The sequence below is a fragment of the Streptomonospora wellingtoniae genome, from assembly GCF_031845375.1.
Taxonomy (GTDB): Bacteria; Actinomycetota; Actinomycetes; order Streptosporangiales; family Streptosporangiaceae; genus Streptomonospora; species Streptomonospora wellingtoniae.
Genome location: NZ_JAVREK010000001.1, coordinates 300,306 through 315,771 on the forward strand (window position 1 = coordinate 300,306; position 15,466 = coordinate 315,771).

The 15,466-nt window shown below is 75.7% G+C and carries 12 protein-coding genes; 6 read left to right on the forward strand and 6 right to left on the reverse strand.

Features of this window, described 5'->3' with window-relative positions; translation table 11 throughout:
* Positions 1 to 18: 18 nt before the first annotated feature.
* From RM446_RS01275 to RM446_RS01285, 3 genes are all read left to right on the forward strand, one after another.
* Positions 19 to 1,164, forward strand: a complete 1,146-nt coding sequence (locus tag RM446_RS01275; RefSeq protein ID WP_311543166.1) for a DUF58 domain-containing protein — start codon at positions 19 to 21, stop codon at positions 1,162 to 1,164.
* Positions 1,152 to 3,401 (forward strand): DUF3488 and transglutaminase-like domain-containing protein, encoded by a 2,250-nt coding sequence (locus RM446_RS01280; RefSeq protein WP_311543167.1) that lies wholly within the window; start codon positions 1,152 to 1,154, stop codon positions 3,399 to 3,401. The genes RM446_RS01275 and RM446_RS01280 overlap by 13 nt, the downstream gene beginning before the upstream one ends.
* 78 nt (positions 3,402 to 3,479) lie before the next feature.
* Entirely contained in the window at positions 3,480 to 5,678 is a 2,199-nt protein-coding gene (locus RM446_RS01285) for a protein kinase domain-containing protein (RefSeq protein ID WP_311543168.1), read from the forward strand.
* A 61-nt stretch (positions 5,679 to 5,739) separates the two neighbouring features.
* Here the strand turns inward: RM446_RS01285 and RM446_RS01290 are convergent, their stop codons facing one another.
* Positions 5,740 to 6,279 carry a hypothetical protein gene (locus tag RM446_RS01290; RefSeq protein WP_311543169.1) on the reverse strand — a complete coding sequence of 180 codons (540 nt, stop codon included), beginning with the start codon at positions 6,277 to 6,279 and terminating at the stop codon, positions 5,740 to 5,742.
* A 293-nt stretch (positions 6,280 to 6,572) separates the two neighbouring features.
* On the opposite strand from RM446_RS01290, the gene RM446_RS01295 reads away from it, so the two are divergent.
* Positions 6,573 to 7,097 (forward strand): acyl-CoA thioesterase, encoded by a 525-nt coding sequence (locus tag RM446_RS01295; RefSeq protein ID WP_311543170.1) that lies wholly within the window; start codon positions 6,573 to 6,575, stop codon positions 7,095 to 7,097.
* A gap of 116 nt (positions 7,098 to 7,213) precedes the next feature.
* Positions 7,214 to 8,359 (forward strand): zinc-binding dehydrogenase, encoded by a 1,146-nt coding sequence (locus tag RM446_RS01300; protein WP_311543171.1) that lies wholly within the window; start codon positions 7,214 to 7,216, stop codon positions 8,357 to 8,359.
* Positions 8,360 to 8,605: 246 nt separating this feature from the next.
* Here the strand turns inward: RM446_RS01300 and RM446_RS01305 are convergent, their stop codons facing one another.
* Complete coding sequence (locus tag RM446_RS01305; RefSeq protein WP_311543172.1) at positions 8,606 to 9,661, reverse strand: hypothetical protein; 1,056 nt, start codon at positions 9,659 to 9,661, stop codon at positions 8,606 to 8,608.
* Between the two features lie 463 nt (positions 9,662 to 10,124).
* Between RM446_RS01305 and RM446_RS01310 the strand changes: the two genes are divergently transcribed.
* On the forward strand, positions 10,125 to 10,742 hold the full coding sequence (locus tag RM446_RS01310) for a TetR/AcrR family transcriptional regulator (protein ID WP_311543173.1): 618 nt from the start codon (positions 10,125 to 10,127) through the stop codon (positions 10,740 to 10,742).
* On the opposite strand, the gene RM446_RS01315 is transcribed toward RM446_RS01310, so the two are convergent.
* From RM446_RS01315 to RM446_RS01330, 4 genes are all read right to left on the reverse strand, one after another.
* A complete protein-coding gene (locus RM446_RS01315; RefSeq protein ID WP_311543174.1) occupies positions 10,739 to 11,392 on the reverse strand; it encodes a hypothetical protein in 654 nt (217 codons plus the stop codon). The genes RM446_RS01310 and RM446_RS01315 overlap by 4 nt on opposite strands.
* Positions 11,393 to 11,451: 59 nt before the next feature.
* The gene (locus RM446_RS01320; protein WP_311543175.1) at positions 11,452 to 12,216 is read right to left on the reverse strand and encodes an SDR family NAD(P)-dependent oxidoreductase; all 765 of its coding nucleotides are present in this window, start codon (positions 12,214 to 12,216) and stop codon (positions 11,452 to 11,454) included.
* Positions 12,217 to 12,406: 190 nt separating this feature from the next.
* A complete protein-coding gene (locus RM446_RS01325) occupies positions 12,407 to 13,885 on the reverse strand; it encodes a mannitol dehydrogenase family protein (protein ID WP_311543176.1) in 1,479 nt (492 codons plus the stop codon).
* Positions 13,886 to 13,972: 87 nt separating this feature from the next.
* A complete protein-coding gene (locus RM446_RS01330; RefSeq protein ID WP_311543177.1) occupies positions 13,973 to 15,358 on the reverse strand; it encodes an MFS transporter in 1,386 nt (461 codons plus the stop codon).
* Positions 15,359 to 15,466 lie beyond the last annotated feature (108 nt).

Below are 15,466 nucleotides of genomic sequence, written 5' to 3' on the forward strand. Positions count from 1 at the left end.
CGGCCGGGGAGCGGAGCCGTGCTGCCCACCGCCCGCGGCTGGCTGGTGCTGGCGGGCGGCGCCGCCCTGCTCGTCACGGGCGCGGGGTTCGGCTACCGCGAGCTGCTGGTGCTGGGCACAGTGCCCTTCGCCGTCGTCCTGGTGTCGGTGGTTCTGGTGGGCAGGCTGCGTCCGATGCGGGTGCGGCGTTCGGTGGCCACACCGCGGATCTCGCCCGGCGACGAGGCCGAGGTCGTCCTCAGCACCGGCGAGGACGGCCGCGGCCGGGGCGCGCACCTGCTCGCCGACCGGGTGGCCGGGCCGACCGGAGAGCGGTCGGTCGAGCTGCCTGCGGCCCGGCCCGGTGACGCCGCTCCGGTGGGCTACCGGCTCCGTGCCGAGCGGCGCGGCGTGCTCGACCTGGGACCGCTGGAGTCGCGTCGGCGCGACCCGCTGGGCCTGGCGGCGGCCCGGCGCGTCTCCGGCGGGACCGACCGGATCTGGGTGCATCCCCGGTGGGAGCCGCTGGGGGCGATGCCCGTGGGGCGCAGCGACGACCCGCAGGGCGTGTTCGACGGCGGGCGCGCGGGCAGCGTCAGCTTCCACACCTTGCGCGACTATGTGCCGGGCGACGACGTGCGGCACATCCACTGGCGCAGCACGGCGCGGCAGGGCAAGCTCATGGTGCGCGAGCACCTGGACACCTCGCACACGCGCATCAGCGTCGTGGCCGACGACCGCGGCGGCGCCGCCGGCGACGAGCTCGCGGCACTGGACGAGGTGGCGGGCGCGGCGGCCGCGTTTGCGGCGGCGGCGGTCGACGGGCGGTGGGCCTGCGAGCTGCGGCTGGTCGGCGGCAAGTCCGTGGAGAGCACCGGCCGGCTGGCTCCGATGCTCGACCTGCTCGCCGAGGCGCACCCCGATCCCGGCGCCGACCTGGCCCGTGAGCTGTGGCGGCTGCGCAACCGCCCCTTCGGCGACACCGCGGTGCTGGTCAGCGCGGCGATCACAGGTGCCGAGGCGCGGATGTTCGCGCGGCTGGGCGAGGTGTACCCGCGGCTGGTGCTGATCGTGCTGCGCCGGTACGGCCGACCGCTCGGCGCCGTCCCCGGCGTGACCGTGGTCGACGCCGACGACGCCCGCGACCTGGCCGCGCGCTGGAACGGTGAGCGGTGGTCGGCGTGAACCGGGCGGCCGCGGCGGCGCGCGGTGCGGTGGTCCTGTCGGCGCTGGTCGCCGCGGGTGCCGCGCCGGGGCTCGCGATGGCGCCGGGCTATGTCGAGCCCGCGCCGGTCGCCGCTCTGCTCGCCGGTTGGTCGGCGGCGTCTGTGCTGGTCACGGCACTGCTGAAGAGTCGGCTGGGTCCCGTCGCCGCCTTGGCTTCCGGGCTGCCGCTCGCCTTCGGCGGCGTGGCGGTGCTGGTGGCCGCGGTACCCGGGTCCCGCGGCGGCCTGTGGTGGGGGACCGTGGACGCCGTCGCCCACTCCGGCGCCCGCATTCTGACGACCTCGCTGCCGACGCCCGTGGCCGCCGACACGCTGGCCCTGCCCGCGCTGGGCGTGTGGCTGGCGGGCGCCGCCTCGGTGCTGGCGGTGCGGGCCGGGTCCCCGCTGACGGCGCTGCTGTGCCCGCTCGCGGCGCTCGCGGGCGCCGCGGTGCTCAACGGTCCCGACATCAGTCCGGCCTACTACCCCGCGGCGCTGTTCGCGCTGGCGGCGGTGGCGCTGCTGGCGGCCGCGGCCGACTCCCGGCCGGCGCCGGGCGGCGGGTCCGCCGAGGGCGCCGGCGCCGCGGTGGCCCCGATCGCCGCCCGCACCCGATCCGGGCGCATCGCGGGCGTCCTTCCGCGGGTGCTGAGCATCAGTGCGGTGCTGGCACTGGTGGCCGGGCTGACCGCCTACGCCGGACCGCTGGCCCTCTACGGAACGCCGATCCGCCCGGCCGACCCCCGCGCCGCGGTCGTGCCGCCCGAGGAGGACACCGCGGCGGTGAGCCCGCTGAGCTATCTCGCCGGCTGGTCGGCCGAGCCCGGTCAGCGGCTGCTGCGCGTCACCTCGGAGCAGCCGACGGAGCTGCGGTGGGTCACGCTGTCCGACTTCGACGGCGTCACCTGGCTGCCCGCCGGCCGCTACCGCGCCTCCTCGCAGGTCCTGCCCGAGCCCGAGCACGAGGTCCCGCCGGGTCGGCCGCGGCGGGTGACCGTCGACGTCGAGGAGCTGCCCGGGCACTGGCTTCCGGCGGCCGGCCTTCCACGCCGGGTGGAGGGGACACCGGTCTCCTTCGAACCCGCGTCGGCCACGGTGCGCACCCGCAGCGGCGCGGCCGCGGGCCTGCACTACCGGGTGGTGGGCAGCGCGCCGGAATACCGCGAGCCCGAACTGAAGCAGGCCGGCGAGCCCGACCGGGAGGAGTTCGCGGAGTACCTGGAACTGCCCGAGGGGACTCCCCCGGAGATCGAGCGGATCGCCGAGGCCTACGGCGACGGCACGCCCTACGAGCGCGCGAACTGGCTGGCCGGCCACCTGCGCGGCAACTACGGATTCGCGCCCGAGGCACCCGGGGGGCACGGCTACGCCAACCTCGCCGAGCTGCTGGTTCCGCCGCACGAGCAGGGCGGGGGCGGCACCTCCGGGCAGTTCGCGAGCGCGTTCGCGCTGCTGGCGCGGGCGTCCGGGCTGCCGAGCCGGGTCGTCGTCGGCTTCGGCAAGGGAACCGCGATCGACGGCGGCGAAGGCCGGCTGATCCGCTCCGGCGACGCAGTCGCCTGGGGCGAGGTCTACCTGAGGGGCGTGGGCTGGGCACCGTTCGACGTCACCCCGGGCGAGCCCAAGCGCAACGGCGCCGACACCGGCTCCGAGGCCGACGCGGGCGGCGGCTCCGGCGGTCAGGCGGGCGCGGGCTCCGCGCAGCAGGACGGCGGGTTCTTCCGGATCACCGCCTCTCCGCTGGACGTCGCCTACGCCTGGGAGTTCGCCGGGCGCAGCGGCGCGGGCGCGGTGACGGCCGCGGTGCTCGGGGCTCTGCTCGCCGGAGTCCTGCGCGGACTGCGGCGCGGCGTCCGGCTCGGCGCGCGCGACCCCCGGCGCAGGCTCGCGGGCGCGTGGTGGGAGCTGCGCGACGGCCTGCGCCTGGCCGGGGCGGCTCCGCGGCCGGCCGACACGGTCACCGACGTGCTGGTGCGCTCCGACGCCCTGCTTCCGCCACCCGGAGGCGGCAGGCGCGAGTGGACGCTGGGGCAGGCGCTGAACGCGATGGCGTTCGTGCCGCCCCAGGAGCGCGCCGAGGGGGTGGGCGCGGCCGCGGCGGCCGCGGCGTCCTCGGAGGTGCGCGCCTACACCGCCGCGCTGCGCCGCCGCTCGGGCCGGGGCCGCCGCCTGCTGTGGTGGGTCGATCCGCGGCCGCTGTTCTGGAGGCGCCGATGAGGTCGGCCCGGCATCGGAGTGCGGCGCCGCCGCCCCGCATCCGCAGACGGTCGCTCGGGGAGAGACAGGAGGTGCGCCGTGGGTGAAGCGCTGAGCCGCGCGGGCGACGCGGTGCCGAACGTGCCCGGGGTGTTCGCGCCGGAGCCGCTGTACTGCGGCGACGACTCCGTGCTGTACCGCGCGAGGCGCGACCCCGGCGGCACCCCGGTCGTCGTCAAGTTCCCCCGCGCCCGCGGGCCCCGCGCGGAGCGCGACGAGATCGAGCTGTGGCGGATGCACTCGTCGAACCGGGGCGTCCACTCGCTGCTGCAGCACGGCACGGCCGACGACGGCCGCCCGTACGCGGTCATGGAGGACTGCCCCGACGGCGACTACCGCCGCATCCTGGCCGAGCAGGGACCGGTCGCGGTCGACGAGGCCGTAGCGGCGGGTACCGCCGTGGCCGAAGCGCTCGCCGCCATGCACGCGCGCGGGCTGCTGCATCACGCGGTGGCGCCGGAGAACGTCCTGCGGGCGCGGTTCGGCCCGGCGCTGATCGACTTCGGTTCGGCGCTGCCCCGGGACCACCCCTTCCCACCGGTGCACCACCGCGACGGGGCGGTGGAGCACGTCCCACCGGAGCAGTCGGCCGGCGCGTTTCCAGAACCGGCGTCGGACGTGTACCGGCTCGCCTCCACGGTATGGACGCTGCTGGCGGGGCGACCGCCGTGCGCCGGAGGTACGGGGGACGATCCGGGAGAGACGGAGGGGGCTGCTCCGGCGGACTCCTCCCGGGCGGGGGCACCCGCGTGCTGGCCCCCGCGTGTGCCGCGCGACGACGTGCCGGAGCGGATCCAGGACGCGCTGCGCCGCGCGCTGGCTCCCGACCCGGCGGAGCGGGTCGGCGATGCGGCCGCCTTCGCGTCCCTGCTGCGCGGCGGGGACACGGCGGAGCACGCGGAGCCGACGCCTCCGCCGCTGCGCACCCCCCGGCGCCCGGGTCCGCGGCCGGACCGGCCGCCGCCGGGCGCGGCCCCCGAAGCCGAAAGCCCCGGGCGGCGCCTCCAGCGAACCGAAGCCGACACCGGACTCGGGACACAGCCGCCCCCGAAGCGCCCCGCAGAACCCGAGCGGGCGACCGCCGAAGGCTCCTTCGACGGGGGCGCGCACCGGCGCGAAGGTCCGCGCGGCAGCGGCCTTCCCTCCCCGGAGCCGCTGCCGCCTCCCGCCCCGGCGGCGGAGGCCGCACCGCCGCCCGTTCCGGATCCGAGTCCGGGCCCGGCGCCGGATCCGGCGCCGGCCCCCGTTCCCCTTCGCACTCCGCGCGAGCGTCCGGCCCGCACGGACGCCGAGCCCATCCGATCCACAGCGGCGGGCGCCCCGGACCCCGGAGCGTCCGGCGCCGAAGCCGCGGCGCGGCACTCCGGCTCCGGCGCCGGGAGCACCGGTCGGCACGCCGCCGCCGAGCCCTCCCGCGACGCCGCCGACGCGGCCGTCGCCGGGTTGGACGCCGTTCCCGAGCCCCCCTACGCGCTCGATCCCGCGGTCACACCCGCGGCGCCGTGGGCGGCGCCGCCCCATGCCCTCGACGCCGGGACGGCCGCCGCCTCCGGTGGGCCGTACGCGGGCGTCCCGCCGTGGCGGCCGCACCCGCCGATCGGCCCCCCGGACGCCCCTCCCGCCGGCGTCCCGCCGCTCGATGCGCTCCACCCGCCGTTTCCCGGTGCCCGTCCGCGACGGCGCGCAGGACGGGTCGCGTTGTACGCACTGGCGGCGTCGGCGCTGCTCGTGGTCGTCGGCGCGGTGGCGTGGACGTCGGCACCGCTGCTGCGGGCCGCGCCCGCGTCCTCGGGGCAGCCGCCGGCGGCCGCAGGCGCTTCCCGGGAGCCGTCCGCCCCACCGGGGGGCGACGGTCCTCCGCCCGCCGACGGCGCGGCGGCGGGCGACGCCGCCGAAGACGCCGCGCAGGACGCCACCGACGGCGCGGGGCAGAGCGGCGGGGCGACCGGCCCGGCCGCCGTCGCCCCGACCGGCGTGGAGATCCGCGACGGCACGATCAGCGTCACCTTGTCCTGGACCGACAGCACCGGCGGGGCGGCGACGCACCACGTCGTCGGCGGCCCGGTCGGCGCGGGCGAGGACGCCGGCATGGCGAGCGTGTCGGCGGGCGAGACCAGCGTCGAGATCACCGGCCTCAACCCGGATGTCGAGTACTGCTTCCGCGTGGTGGCCGTCCAGTCCATCGACCTCTCAGCGGCCTCGCAGGAGGTCTGCACCGACCGCGCCTCCCGCGGATGATCACCGTTGATCTTGTAGCCATCGTGAAGGAAAACGATTTCCCTATACGATAGCTACAAGATCAACGGGGGTTCGAGGACTGTGGAGCGGGGGGCGCGGCGGCGGCTCGGTCGCAGGCGGCGGTGATCCCGGCGAGCGCCTGCTGCGCCTTCTTCGGCAGCCGCACGCGGTCGGCCTCGCCGGCGTCCGCGTGGCGCAGCCCCGCGACGAAGGGCACGCGGACGAGGGCGCCCGCGCGCCGGCCCGCGCGGCTCAGCAGATCGGCCGCCACGCGGGGTTCGGAGCCCGATCCGTCGGCGACCACGGCCAGGGCGGCGATCACCGTCCCGCTCGCCGCCACGTGGCCGGCGACGTCTGCAGCGCGGGCGGCGGCCGCAACGCTGTCGCGGGCGACGAGGACCAGCGGGCGGCCGAACGTGTCGATCTCGCTGCGCTCCACGGAGAAGGCCCCCAGCTCCCACGGGGTCCGCAGCAGGACGCGCAGCGTGGTGGTCCCGGCTCCCCCGTGGCAGCCCAGCAGGACCGGCTCGCGGGCCCAGTCCGGCAGCCCCGCGGCGCCGTCGCTCCCTGTCGCGCCCCGGTCGTTCGGTCCGTGTGCCATGCCGTCACCGTCCATCGTCGCAAGCGGCGCGCCGGATGCCCGGCCGCCGGAGTGGCGTCCGGCCCGCGGCCGACACACCGCCTTCTATCCCAACGCCGCCCGCCGCGCAAGAGCGGGGGCCAAGCACGACGCCCGGCGGCTCTCCGCGCCCTCGCCGGGCGCCTTCCGGGTGGTGCCGAGGAAGGCGGGCGGGCGGCGGGAGCCCGCGTCCCCGGGTGAACGTCCCCCGCGGGCACGCGATACGGTACATACCGATCGGTATGTCATGTCGCGATGCGGGACGGGGGTGACCGGTGGACACTGCCGACGACGCCGCCGGTGCGGGGACCGGTGCCGGCGGCGGGGCCGAGCCCGAGTACGCGCACTGGACACAGATCCCGACGCGCTGGGCCGACAACGACGCCTACGGCCACATGAACAACACGGTCCACTACGAGTTCATGGACACCGCCATCAACACCTGGCTCATCGAACAGGGCGGGCTGGACTACCGAGGCGGCGAGGTCATCGGTCTGTGCGTGGAGTCGCAGTGCTCCTACAGCGCCGAGATCGGCTTTCCCGAGGTGCTGGCCGTGGGGTTGGCTGTCGTCCGCCTGGGCACCTCCTCGGTCCACTACCGGGTCGGGCTCTTTCGCGGCGACCGGCGCTCCAAGGTGGCCGAAGGGCGCTTCGTGCACGTCTTCGTCGACCGGCGGACGCGCCGGCCGGTCCCCGTCGAGGGCCGGCTGCGCGCCGCACTGAAGGAGCTGGAGCGCCCCGGCGGCCCCGAGAGAGCAGAACGAGCCGAGAGTCCCGCCGTGCCCGGGGGACCGGCGTAGCCGGGGAAACCGCTGACGGGCGGGGAGGCACGTGCGCCGAGGGCACGCCCGCGGCGAGTGGAACACGAGGACCGGCGGCAGCCGGTCGGCGATGACCCGGTGAAGTGGAGGAGCCCGTGAACGCATCCGCCCCCGCGGCCGTGCGCGCCGCCGTCTTGGAGGAGACCGGCGCCGACGCCCCCTACGCCCGCTCGCGCCCGCTGCGGGTGCGCGAGCTCGAACTCGCCCCGCCAGGTCCCGGCGAGCTGCTGGTGCGCATCCGCGCCGCCGGGCTCTGCCACTCCGACCTGTCGGTGGTCAACGGCGACCGCCCGCGCCCGGTGCCCATGGTGCTGGGCCACGAGGCCGCGGGCGAGGTGGTGGCGCTCGGTCCCGGCGCCGGAGACCGGTTCGCCGCCGGCGACCATACGGTGCTCTACTTCGTCGCCCCCTGCGGCGGCTGCCCCCGCTGCCTGGAGGGCCGCCCGGCGCTGTGCGTCCGCGGCGCCGCCGCGAACAACGCCGGCGACCTCGTGGGCGGCGGCCGGCGCTGGCGCGACTCCGACGGCGGTCGGCCCGCCCACCATCTGGGAGTCTCGGCCTTCGCCGAGTACACGGTGGTCTCCGCCGACTCCGCGGTGCGCGTCGACGCCGACCTGCCGTTCGAGGTCGCCGCGCTGTTCGGGTGCGCTGTGCTCACAGGTGTCGGCGCCGCCCTGAAGGCGGCCGACGTTCGGCCGGGCGAGCGGGTGGCGGTGTTCGGCCTGGGCGGCGTGGGCCTGTCGGCGCTGCTGGGCACGAACGTGGCGGGCGCCGCGCAGGTCATCGGGATCGACCCCGTCGCGGCCAAGCGCGAGCTGGCCGCCCGCCTGGGCGCCACCGAGCAGCTTCCGGGCGGGCCGGACGCGGTGGAGGCCGTGCGGGAGCTGACGGGCGGCGGCGCCGACAAGGTCGTGGACACCACGGGCAACGCCGACGTGCTGGCGCAGGCCTACCTCGCCGCGCGGCCCGGCGGCACGACGGTGACCGTCGGACTGCCGCATCCCGACCGGCACGTGTCGATCCCGGCGGTGACGCTGGCCGCCCAGGAGCGCACGCTGCGCGGCAGCTATCTCGGGTCGGGGGTGCCCGCCCGCGACATCCCCGCCTACATCGCGCTGTACCGCCGCGGGATGCTGCCGGTCACCGAGCTGCTGTCGGGCCGCCTGCGCCTGGACGACGTCAACGAGGGCTTCGACCGCCTCGCCTCGGGCGAGGCCGTGCGGCAGGTGGTCGAGCTGTAGGACGTCGCCGGGGAGGCGGCCGGCCGCAGGGCGGGGCGGCGGATCCGGAGCCCGCGGTCCGCCCGACGCGGCTGAGCGCCGCCGGGCCGGCCCCGCGCTGGTACGCGGCGGCCGGACCCGGCGGGCGTGCCGGGGCGCTGCGACGGACGGGGTCGCGCGCACCGGCCGGCCGCGCGCCGCACCGACCGCTCGCCTCGGACGGCGGCGAAGGGCGGGCTGCGCGCGTGGCGGGCGGGCCCGTGCCGGCTAGAACCCGGCGCCGGCGAAGGCATCGAACTCTGCCGGCGGAGCGACGTCGACGTGGTCGCAGCCCCGGTCGCGGGTCAGCGGCCACTGGGTCAGCCAGTAGACCTCTCGGCCGGTGTCGGCGATCGCTCGGTCGATGCGGTCGGCGGCCGCGGCGTCGTTGTAGTAGGTCTCGCCGACGACCCAGCCCTGGTCGTAGCCCATCTCGGCCATCTGCCGGTGCGCGGCGGTGAACTGCTCGTACTCGTCGGCGCTGTCGTCGCCGTAGAAGTGGAAGTCGAACAGGTGGGGCGGGTCGCCGCCGTACATGTCGGGGATGGCGGCGATCCGCTCGGGGCGGCTGCCGATGATGGAGAACCCGACGGTGTCGCCCTTGCCGTAGGCCGCGGTGTAGTCGTCCCACAGCCGCTGGGTGTAGGCGAGGGTCTGCGGCTGGTTGGGCGCGGGGGTCAGCTCGTTGCCGAGGTTGAGACGGTAGTGGATCCCCGAGTTCCGCACGATGGGCCGGATCTTCTGGATGAGCTGCCAGTTCTCCTGGTACAGGTCTTCGTGCCACGAGTCCCAGCCGTTGGGGCTGTTGCCGCCGAGGACGTGCATGGCCACCTCGACCTCGGCGAAGCCGATGTCGTCGGCGGTGGCCAGCAGGTCGGCCAGGTTCTGCTTGTACTGCTCCTTGATGTCACCGCCGGAGGAGTCCATCACCGTCCCGGTCTCGGGCCCGTTGCGGTGGAAGATCCCGAGGATGAGCCGCCGCTGGCCGTTGGCGTGCATCTCGGTGAGCTGGTCGGTGATGAGGTCGCGCTTGGTGTGGAAGTTCTTCAACACCCCGTAGGGCTCGCGATTGCAGCCGTCCAGCCGGTAGAAGTTGTAGTTGGATCCGCCCGGGCTGTTGGCGCCGGCCGCGGCGGCGGCCGTCGCCGCCTCCGGGGCCGCTCCGGTGCTGTCGACGACTGCGGCGGCGGATGCGGCGACCGCCAGCGCGGCCGCCGCCGCGGCTCCGGCCATGCCCGCTCGGCGCAGGCGGCGGCGCGCCGGCCTCACATGCCCGCCGGTCATAGGATCCTCCGATCATCGGTCTCGACACCTGGGACCGGACGAGTCTTGCGCACGGCCATGTGGCCCGGCAATCGCGCCCGACGACCGTTGTCGGAGCGAACCACCAGGTCAGATCGCATATATGAGCGTGAAGGCCGCGAGTTCCGGTAACCGGCCGGAACCGGCCAGCCGCACGGGCGCGCTCTCCGGCGCGCACCGGGCGCCGCCGGATCTCCGGCGCGCACTGCGGGGCACCGCCCGTGCGCGCGGCCGCGGCTACCGCCGCATGAGGACGGCGTGCCTCCGCTCGCGGAGCGCTTCGGCCACTCGACCGGGCGCCTTGTGGGGGGCGCCCGCGTCGTACACCTCCCGCCGCGCGCTGCGCGGGCCCGATCGTCGGCACGCCTTCGCTACCGTGGATTCGCACGCAGCCAGGGCCGGGGCGTCGCCGATGCACGCAGCCCCGCGGACCGGAAGGGCGCACATGGCACGCAGGACGGGCACACGCGCGGGCGGGCGCGAGGGCGCCTGGCAGTGGAGCCGCACCGCTCACACCCGCCGCGTCCTCCTGGAGGCCGCCCGGGAGGTCTTCTCGGCGAAGGGCTTCGCCGACGCCGGGGTGGCCGACGTGGTCGAGCGCGCCGGCTCCAGCGTTGGCAGCCTTTACCACCACTTCGGCGGCAAGACCGAGCTGTTCCTCGCACTCTGGGAGGACCAGCAGGCCGCCGATGAGGAACAGGCGGCCACCGCCGTCGCCCGAGCGCGCGCGGGCGGCGAGGACGACCCGCTCGAACTGTTCATCGCGGGTGCACGCGCCTTCCTGGAAGGGTCCTGGCAGCGCCGGGACGTGGGCCTGCTCCTCCTCGCCGGCGACGGTCCGCCCGGCTTCGACATGCTGCGCCGCGGCCGCAACCGCGAGTGGGCGCGCCAGAACTCGGCGCTGCTGCAGGCCGGCGACTCCGCGCTGGAGCGGCTCACCGTCGGCGTCTTCACGGCGGTCATCGGCGAGGCGCGCCGCGAGATCGTCGTCGCCGACTCCCGCGACGAGGCCGACCGGCTCATCGACGCCGCCATCGACCTGATCCGCCGCCTCGACCGCTAGCCCCCAACCTCCGCCGATCTTGTAGCTATCGTGAGATAAAACGATCTCCAGTGACGATGGCTACAAGATCGACGGCGCTGAGCCGGTGGTTGCCGCCGCGCACCGAGCACCGTGCCGCCCAGCGGGCTGAGCTCCATGGCCGCGCTGCGCAGCTCCTCGTCGGCCGAGCGCAGCCAGCCGCGCACCTGCCCGGGTTCGGTGGGACCCGAGCGGGCCACGCCGCGAGCCCGTTCGACGATCTCCTCCATGGCGGCGGTGCGGACGGGCCCGGACGGCATCGTCCGGCGGGTCGACCGGTACTCGGCGGCGATGGCGCCAGCGGACTCCATCAGGGCACGCGCCTCGTCGCGCAGCCTCTCACCTGCAGCGGTATCCCCGCGCTGGTCGGACTCCTCGGCCAGCGCGTACTTCTCCGCCGCAGCGGCGCGCAGCCGCAGGTTCGCACCGCCGAACTCCAGACTGTCGATCCGGTCGCCGAAGTACGCGAGCACCAGGAGCACACCGCCGAACACGATCAGCGCGGCCGAGCCGGTCCCGTTCTCGGTCGTGAACACCGCGACTGCACCGAGTGCGAACGAGGTCGACCCGAGCGCGGCCATCAGCGCGCGGATCACTCGGGACATGGCGCCGGTGGAGGTCGAAGGAGGCAACGCGCGTCTCCTGGGCGTGGGGGACGGGGGTTCTCCATCGTCCCACCCCGGGGCCGCGATCAGTAAAGCACGTGCTTGCCGCCGTCGATCACCACGGTTTCGCCCGTGACGGCGTCCATCTCCAGCATGGCCAGCAGGGCGCGCGCCACCTGCTCGGGCTGGGTGGTGGCGCGGAGGGGGACGACCTCGCGCTCCTCGCGGCTGAACTCCGCGAAGCCCTCCGCGCCGCGCAGGTCCGTCTGCCAGCGGGTGGCGACGGTGCCCGGAGCGACCGCGTTCACGCGCACATCGGGGGCCAGCGCCGCAGCAAGGGACCGGGTGAGCTGCTCCAGCGCCGCCTTGCTCACGCCGTAGGCGATCGACGAGCCTCCCGCGCGGAAGGCCGAGATGGACGAGGTGCTGACGATCCCGCCGCCGGCCTCCCGCAGCGGGCGCTCCAAGGCGCGGGCGCAGCGGAAGGCGCCGACCACGTTGACGTCGAGGATCTCGTGCCAGATGTCGTCGGTCAGTCCGGCGAGGTCGTTCGCGGGCACGGCACGGGTGGTGCCGGCGTTGTTGACCAGGGCGTCCACGCGGCCGAAGCGCTCCACAGCGCGCGCGGCCATCGCCTCCACCACAGCGGTGTCGGCGACGTCGGCCCGCACGGGCAGGGCCGGCACGTCGCAGGCCTCCACCTCGCCGGCGGTGTCCTCGGCCGCCTGAGCCGAACGCGCGTAGGTCAAGACCACACCTGCGGCGCCGCGCCGGGCCGCCTCCAGGCACACCGACCGCCCGATCCCGGTCCCGCCGCCGGTGACGACGACGACCGCGCCCTCGATCCGCATTCGCTCCTCCTAGCTGCTCGGTGCCTTGGTGGGTCGGGGGCGATACCGCGGAGCTCGCCGTTGCGGCGCTCGATGCCGCACCGCTCGGTCCCTCGCTGATCCCTCCGCGCCGCCGGCCCGCTCCCCCGTCCTCACCCCTGCTCGCTCGCCATACCGCCTGCGTCCCGCGGGCGTCCCGCCTGGGTTCCGCCTATCCTGCGGCCTCCTGGACCGCCGTGTGGACGCCCCGCACCTCCAGTGCGCGCAGGGCCTCCGCGACCCGGTCGCCGACATCGGGCCGCGAACCCGACTCCTCCGACAACCCGTGCAGGCGGTCGCGCAGCAGGTCGACGGCCTCGGTGGCGTAGCGGGCGGGCGCGAGCTCCGCGGCGAGCTCCTCCGACACCGGGTCCAGCTGCGGGCGGGCGCCTGCGGGCACACGCAGCAGATGCACCCACGCGGCGATCGCCAGGCACGCCAGATGCGGGTCCTCGCCCCGGCGCACGTGCTCGGCGGCCGGCGCGACGAGGCGCTGCGGCAGCTTGCCGATGCCCTGCTGGGCGATCTGGGCGAGCCGATGGCTCAGGTTGGGATTGCCCAGGCGCGTCAGAAGCGCGTCGAACTCCGGCGGGCTGCCCCCGGCAGCCACGGCGCTGGGAGCCTGCTCGTCGCGGTAGAGCGCGCGCAGGTAGCGGCGCAGGTCCAGCCGGTTCACCGCCTCGGCGACCGTTTCGGCGCCCAGCAGCAGCCCCAGGCACGCCGTCGCGGTCAAGGTGGCGTTGATACAGCGCAGCTTGACCGCCTCGGGCGGCCCGACGTCGCCGACGAACTGGGCGCCGACGCGCTCCCAGGCCGGGCGCGGACCGGCGAAGCGGTCCTCGATCACCCACGAGCGGTACTGCTCGCCGACCACCGCGGCGGCGTCGGCGACGCCCAGTTCATCGGCGACCCGGTCCAGGTCGGCCTGCGCAGTGGCCGGCACGACCTGGTCGACCACCGTGGAGCAGAAGGCGACCCGCTCGTGAACCCACTCCAGCAAGGGGGCGGCCTCGCTCTCGGGCAGCAGCTCGCAGAAGGACTCGACCAGCCCGCCCAGCAGCCTTCCGTTGCGCGGCAGGTTGTCGCAGGGCAGCACGGTCAGCGGCTCGGCCCCCGCGCGGCTGCGCGCCTGCAGGCCGCGTACGAGCTGTCCCACGGCTGTGCGCGGCGCGCGCCCGAGCGCGTCGGCTGCGGTCTCGGGGTCGTCGGGTGCCAGGCGGCCGGTGGCGGGGTCGTGCCGGTAGCCGCCCTCGGTGACGGTCAGGGTCACGACGCGGGTGCCCGGCGCCGCGATTGCCGCCGCGAGCCGCTCGGGCTCCTCCCGCGCGGCCACGGTGTCGGTGATCGCGCCGACGGCGCGGATGCGGTCGACGCCGTCGGCCGCCCGCTCGGTGACGGTGTAGAGGTGGTCCTGTGCGCGCAGTGCCTCCACCGTCGACCGCCCGCGCGAGGCGGCGGCGCAGATCCCCCAGTCACCGGGCTCGGCCGCCATGGCGAGCTGGGTGAACACGGCCTGGTGCGCCCGGTGGAAGGCGCCGGGCCCCAGGTGCACGATCCCGGTCGCGATCCCGGGGGATGGCAGTTCGGCCGTGAGCGCGGCGGGCAGCCGCCCGCGGGCGGCGCGGCTCAGCCGCGGCGTCGCCGTCGTCATGGTCACCTCCGTGTCGACGTCTTGTCCGTGGGGAGCCTGCCGGACGGGGCGCCCGACCGCTCCCCGGCGCCCCGCTACCCGTACCCGCTACTCGGCCGACGGCTGCCGGTCGCCGCGCCAGGAAGCCGAGACGATGCTGCTCTGGTCGGTCTCGAAGGCGGCGATGTCGACCTCCCGGGTCTCGCGGGAGAAGACGAACGCGACCAGCGACACCGCCGCCGCCCCGATCATCAGCAGCGCCACCAGCCACGGGTCGCCGCCCGAATAGGCGAGCAGTGCGGTCGCCGCCACCGGCGAGAACCCGGCGATGGCCGCGCCGATCTCGCGGGAGGCGGCGAAGCCGGTGTAGCGCACTCCGGCGCCGAACAGCTCGGCGTAGAACGCCGGCTGGACCGCGATCATAGGTGCCACGCCCACGGTGGTGGCGATGATCAGGGCCAGCCAGATCACCACGGGCTCGCCGGTGTTGAGCATCAGGAAGAACGGGTTGGCGAACGCGGCGGTGAACAGGACGCTGAAGATGTTCAGCGGCCGCCGCCCGATGCGGTCCGACAGCGCGCCGAAGACCGGCTGCAGCAGGATGACGGCGACTCCGAAGGCGATGACCCCGGTCAGCGCCACCCAGCGCGGCTGGTCCAGCTGGGTCGTGAGGTAGGAGACGCTGAAGGTCGCGAAGATGTAGATGACCGCGGTGTCGCAGATGTGCGCGCCGATGCCGACCAGGAAGCTGCCGGGGTACTTGCGCAGCGCCTGCACGATCGGGACCTTGACGGTGGTGCGCTTCTGCACCGCACGCAGGAAGACCGGCGACTCGGCCACCCGCAGCCGGAGGTACAGCGAGACACCGATCAGCAGGAAGCTGAGCAGGAACGGCAGCCGCCAGCCCCACGACATCAGCGCGTCGTCCGGCAGAAAGCCAACGATCAGGAAGACCACGGTGCCCATTACCAGGCCGATCTGCACACCGGTCTGGGCGAACGAGCCGAAGAACCCGCGCCGCCCGGGGGGCGCGTGCTCGGACAGCAGCGTGGAGGCGCCCCCGAACTCCGCGCCCGCGCCCAGACCCTGGCAGATGCGCAGCACGGTCAGCAGCACCGGCGCCCACAGCCCGATCTGGGGGTAGGTGGGCAGCAGCCCGATGAGGCCGGTGGACAGGCCCATCACCAGAGTGGTGATGACCAGGGTCGTGCGCCGGCCGAGGACGTCGCCGATGTGGCCGAAGACGAATCCGCCCAGCGGCCTGAAGACGAACCCGACGCCGAAGCTGGCGAAGGCGACGAGCGTGCCGACAGCCGGGTCCGCGTCGGTGAAGAACAGCACGTTGAAGACGAGGGCGGCGGCTGTGCCGTAGATGAAGAAGTCGTACCACTCCAGCGCCGTGCCCACGAGCGACGCGAGGACGACGCGCCGCATGTGCTCGGGAGACGTCGCGGGGATGGTGTCCGGGGTCGTCGCCCCGTCCTTGTCGGTCATGGCGGTTGCTCCGTCTCTCCCCCGTGTTCGGTCGTGGCCGGGGTCGGCGTTCGCCGACCGGGGGCGCCCCGCGGGGCGCGGCGGGGCCGACCGGGTGCGGCCGGTCGG

Bases quoted from the DNA above. Each gene is read 5' to 3' on its own strand.
- RM446_RS01290 (WP_311543169.1), bottom strand. From the start codon at position 6,279: ATGGCACACGGACCGAACGACCGGGGCGCGACAGGGAGCGACGGCGCC.
- RM446_RS01305 (WP_311543172.1), bottom strand. From the start codon at position 9,661: ATGACCGGCGGGCATGTGAGGCCGGCGCGCCGCCGCCTGCGCCGAGCG.
- RM446_RS01310 (WP_311543173.1), top strand. From the start codon at position 10,125: ATGGCACGCAGGACGGGCACACGCGCGGGCGGGCGCGAGGGCGCCTGG.
- RM446_RS01320 (WP_311543175.1), bottom strand. From the start codon at position 12,216: ATGCGGATCGAGGGCGCGGTCGTCGTCGTCACCGGCGGCGGGACCGGG.
- RM446_RS01325 (WP_311543176.1), bottom strand. From the start codon at position 13,885: ATGACGACGGCGACGCCGCGGCTGAGCCGCGCCGCCCGCGGGCGGCTG.
- RM446_RS01330 (WP_311543177.1), bottom strand. From the start codon at position 15,358: ATGACCGACAAGGACGGGGCGACGACCCCGGACACCATCCCCGCGACG.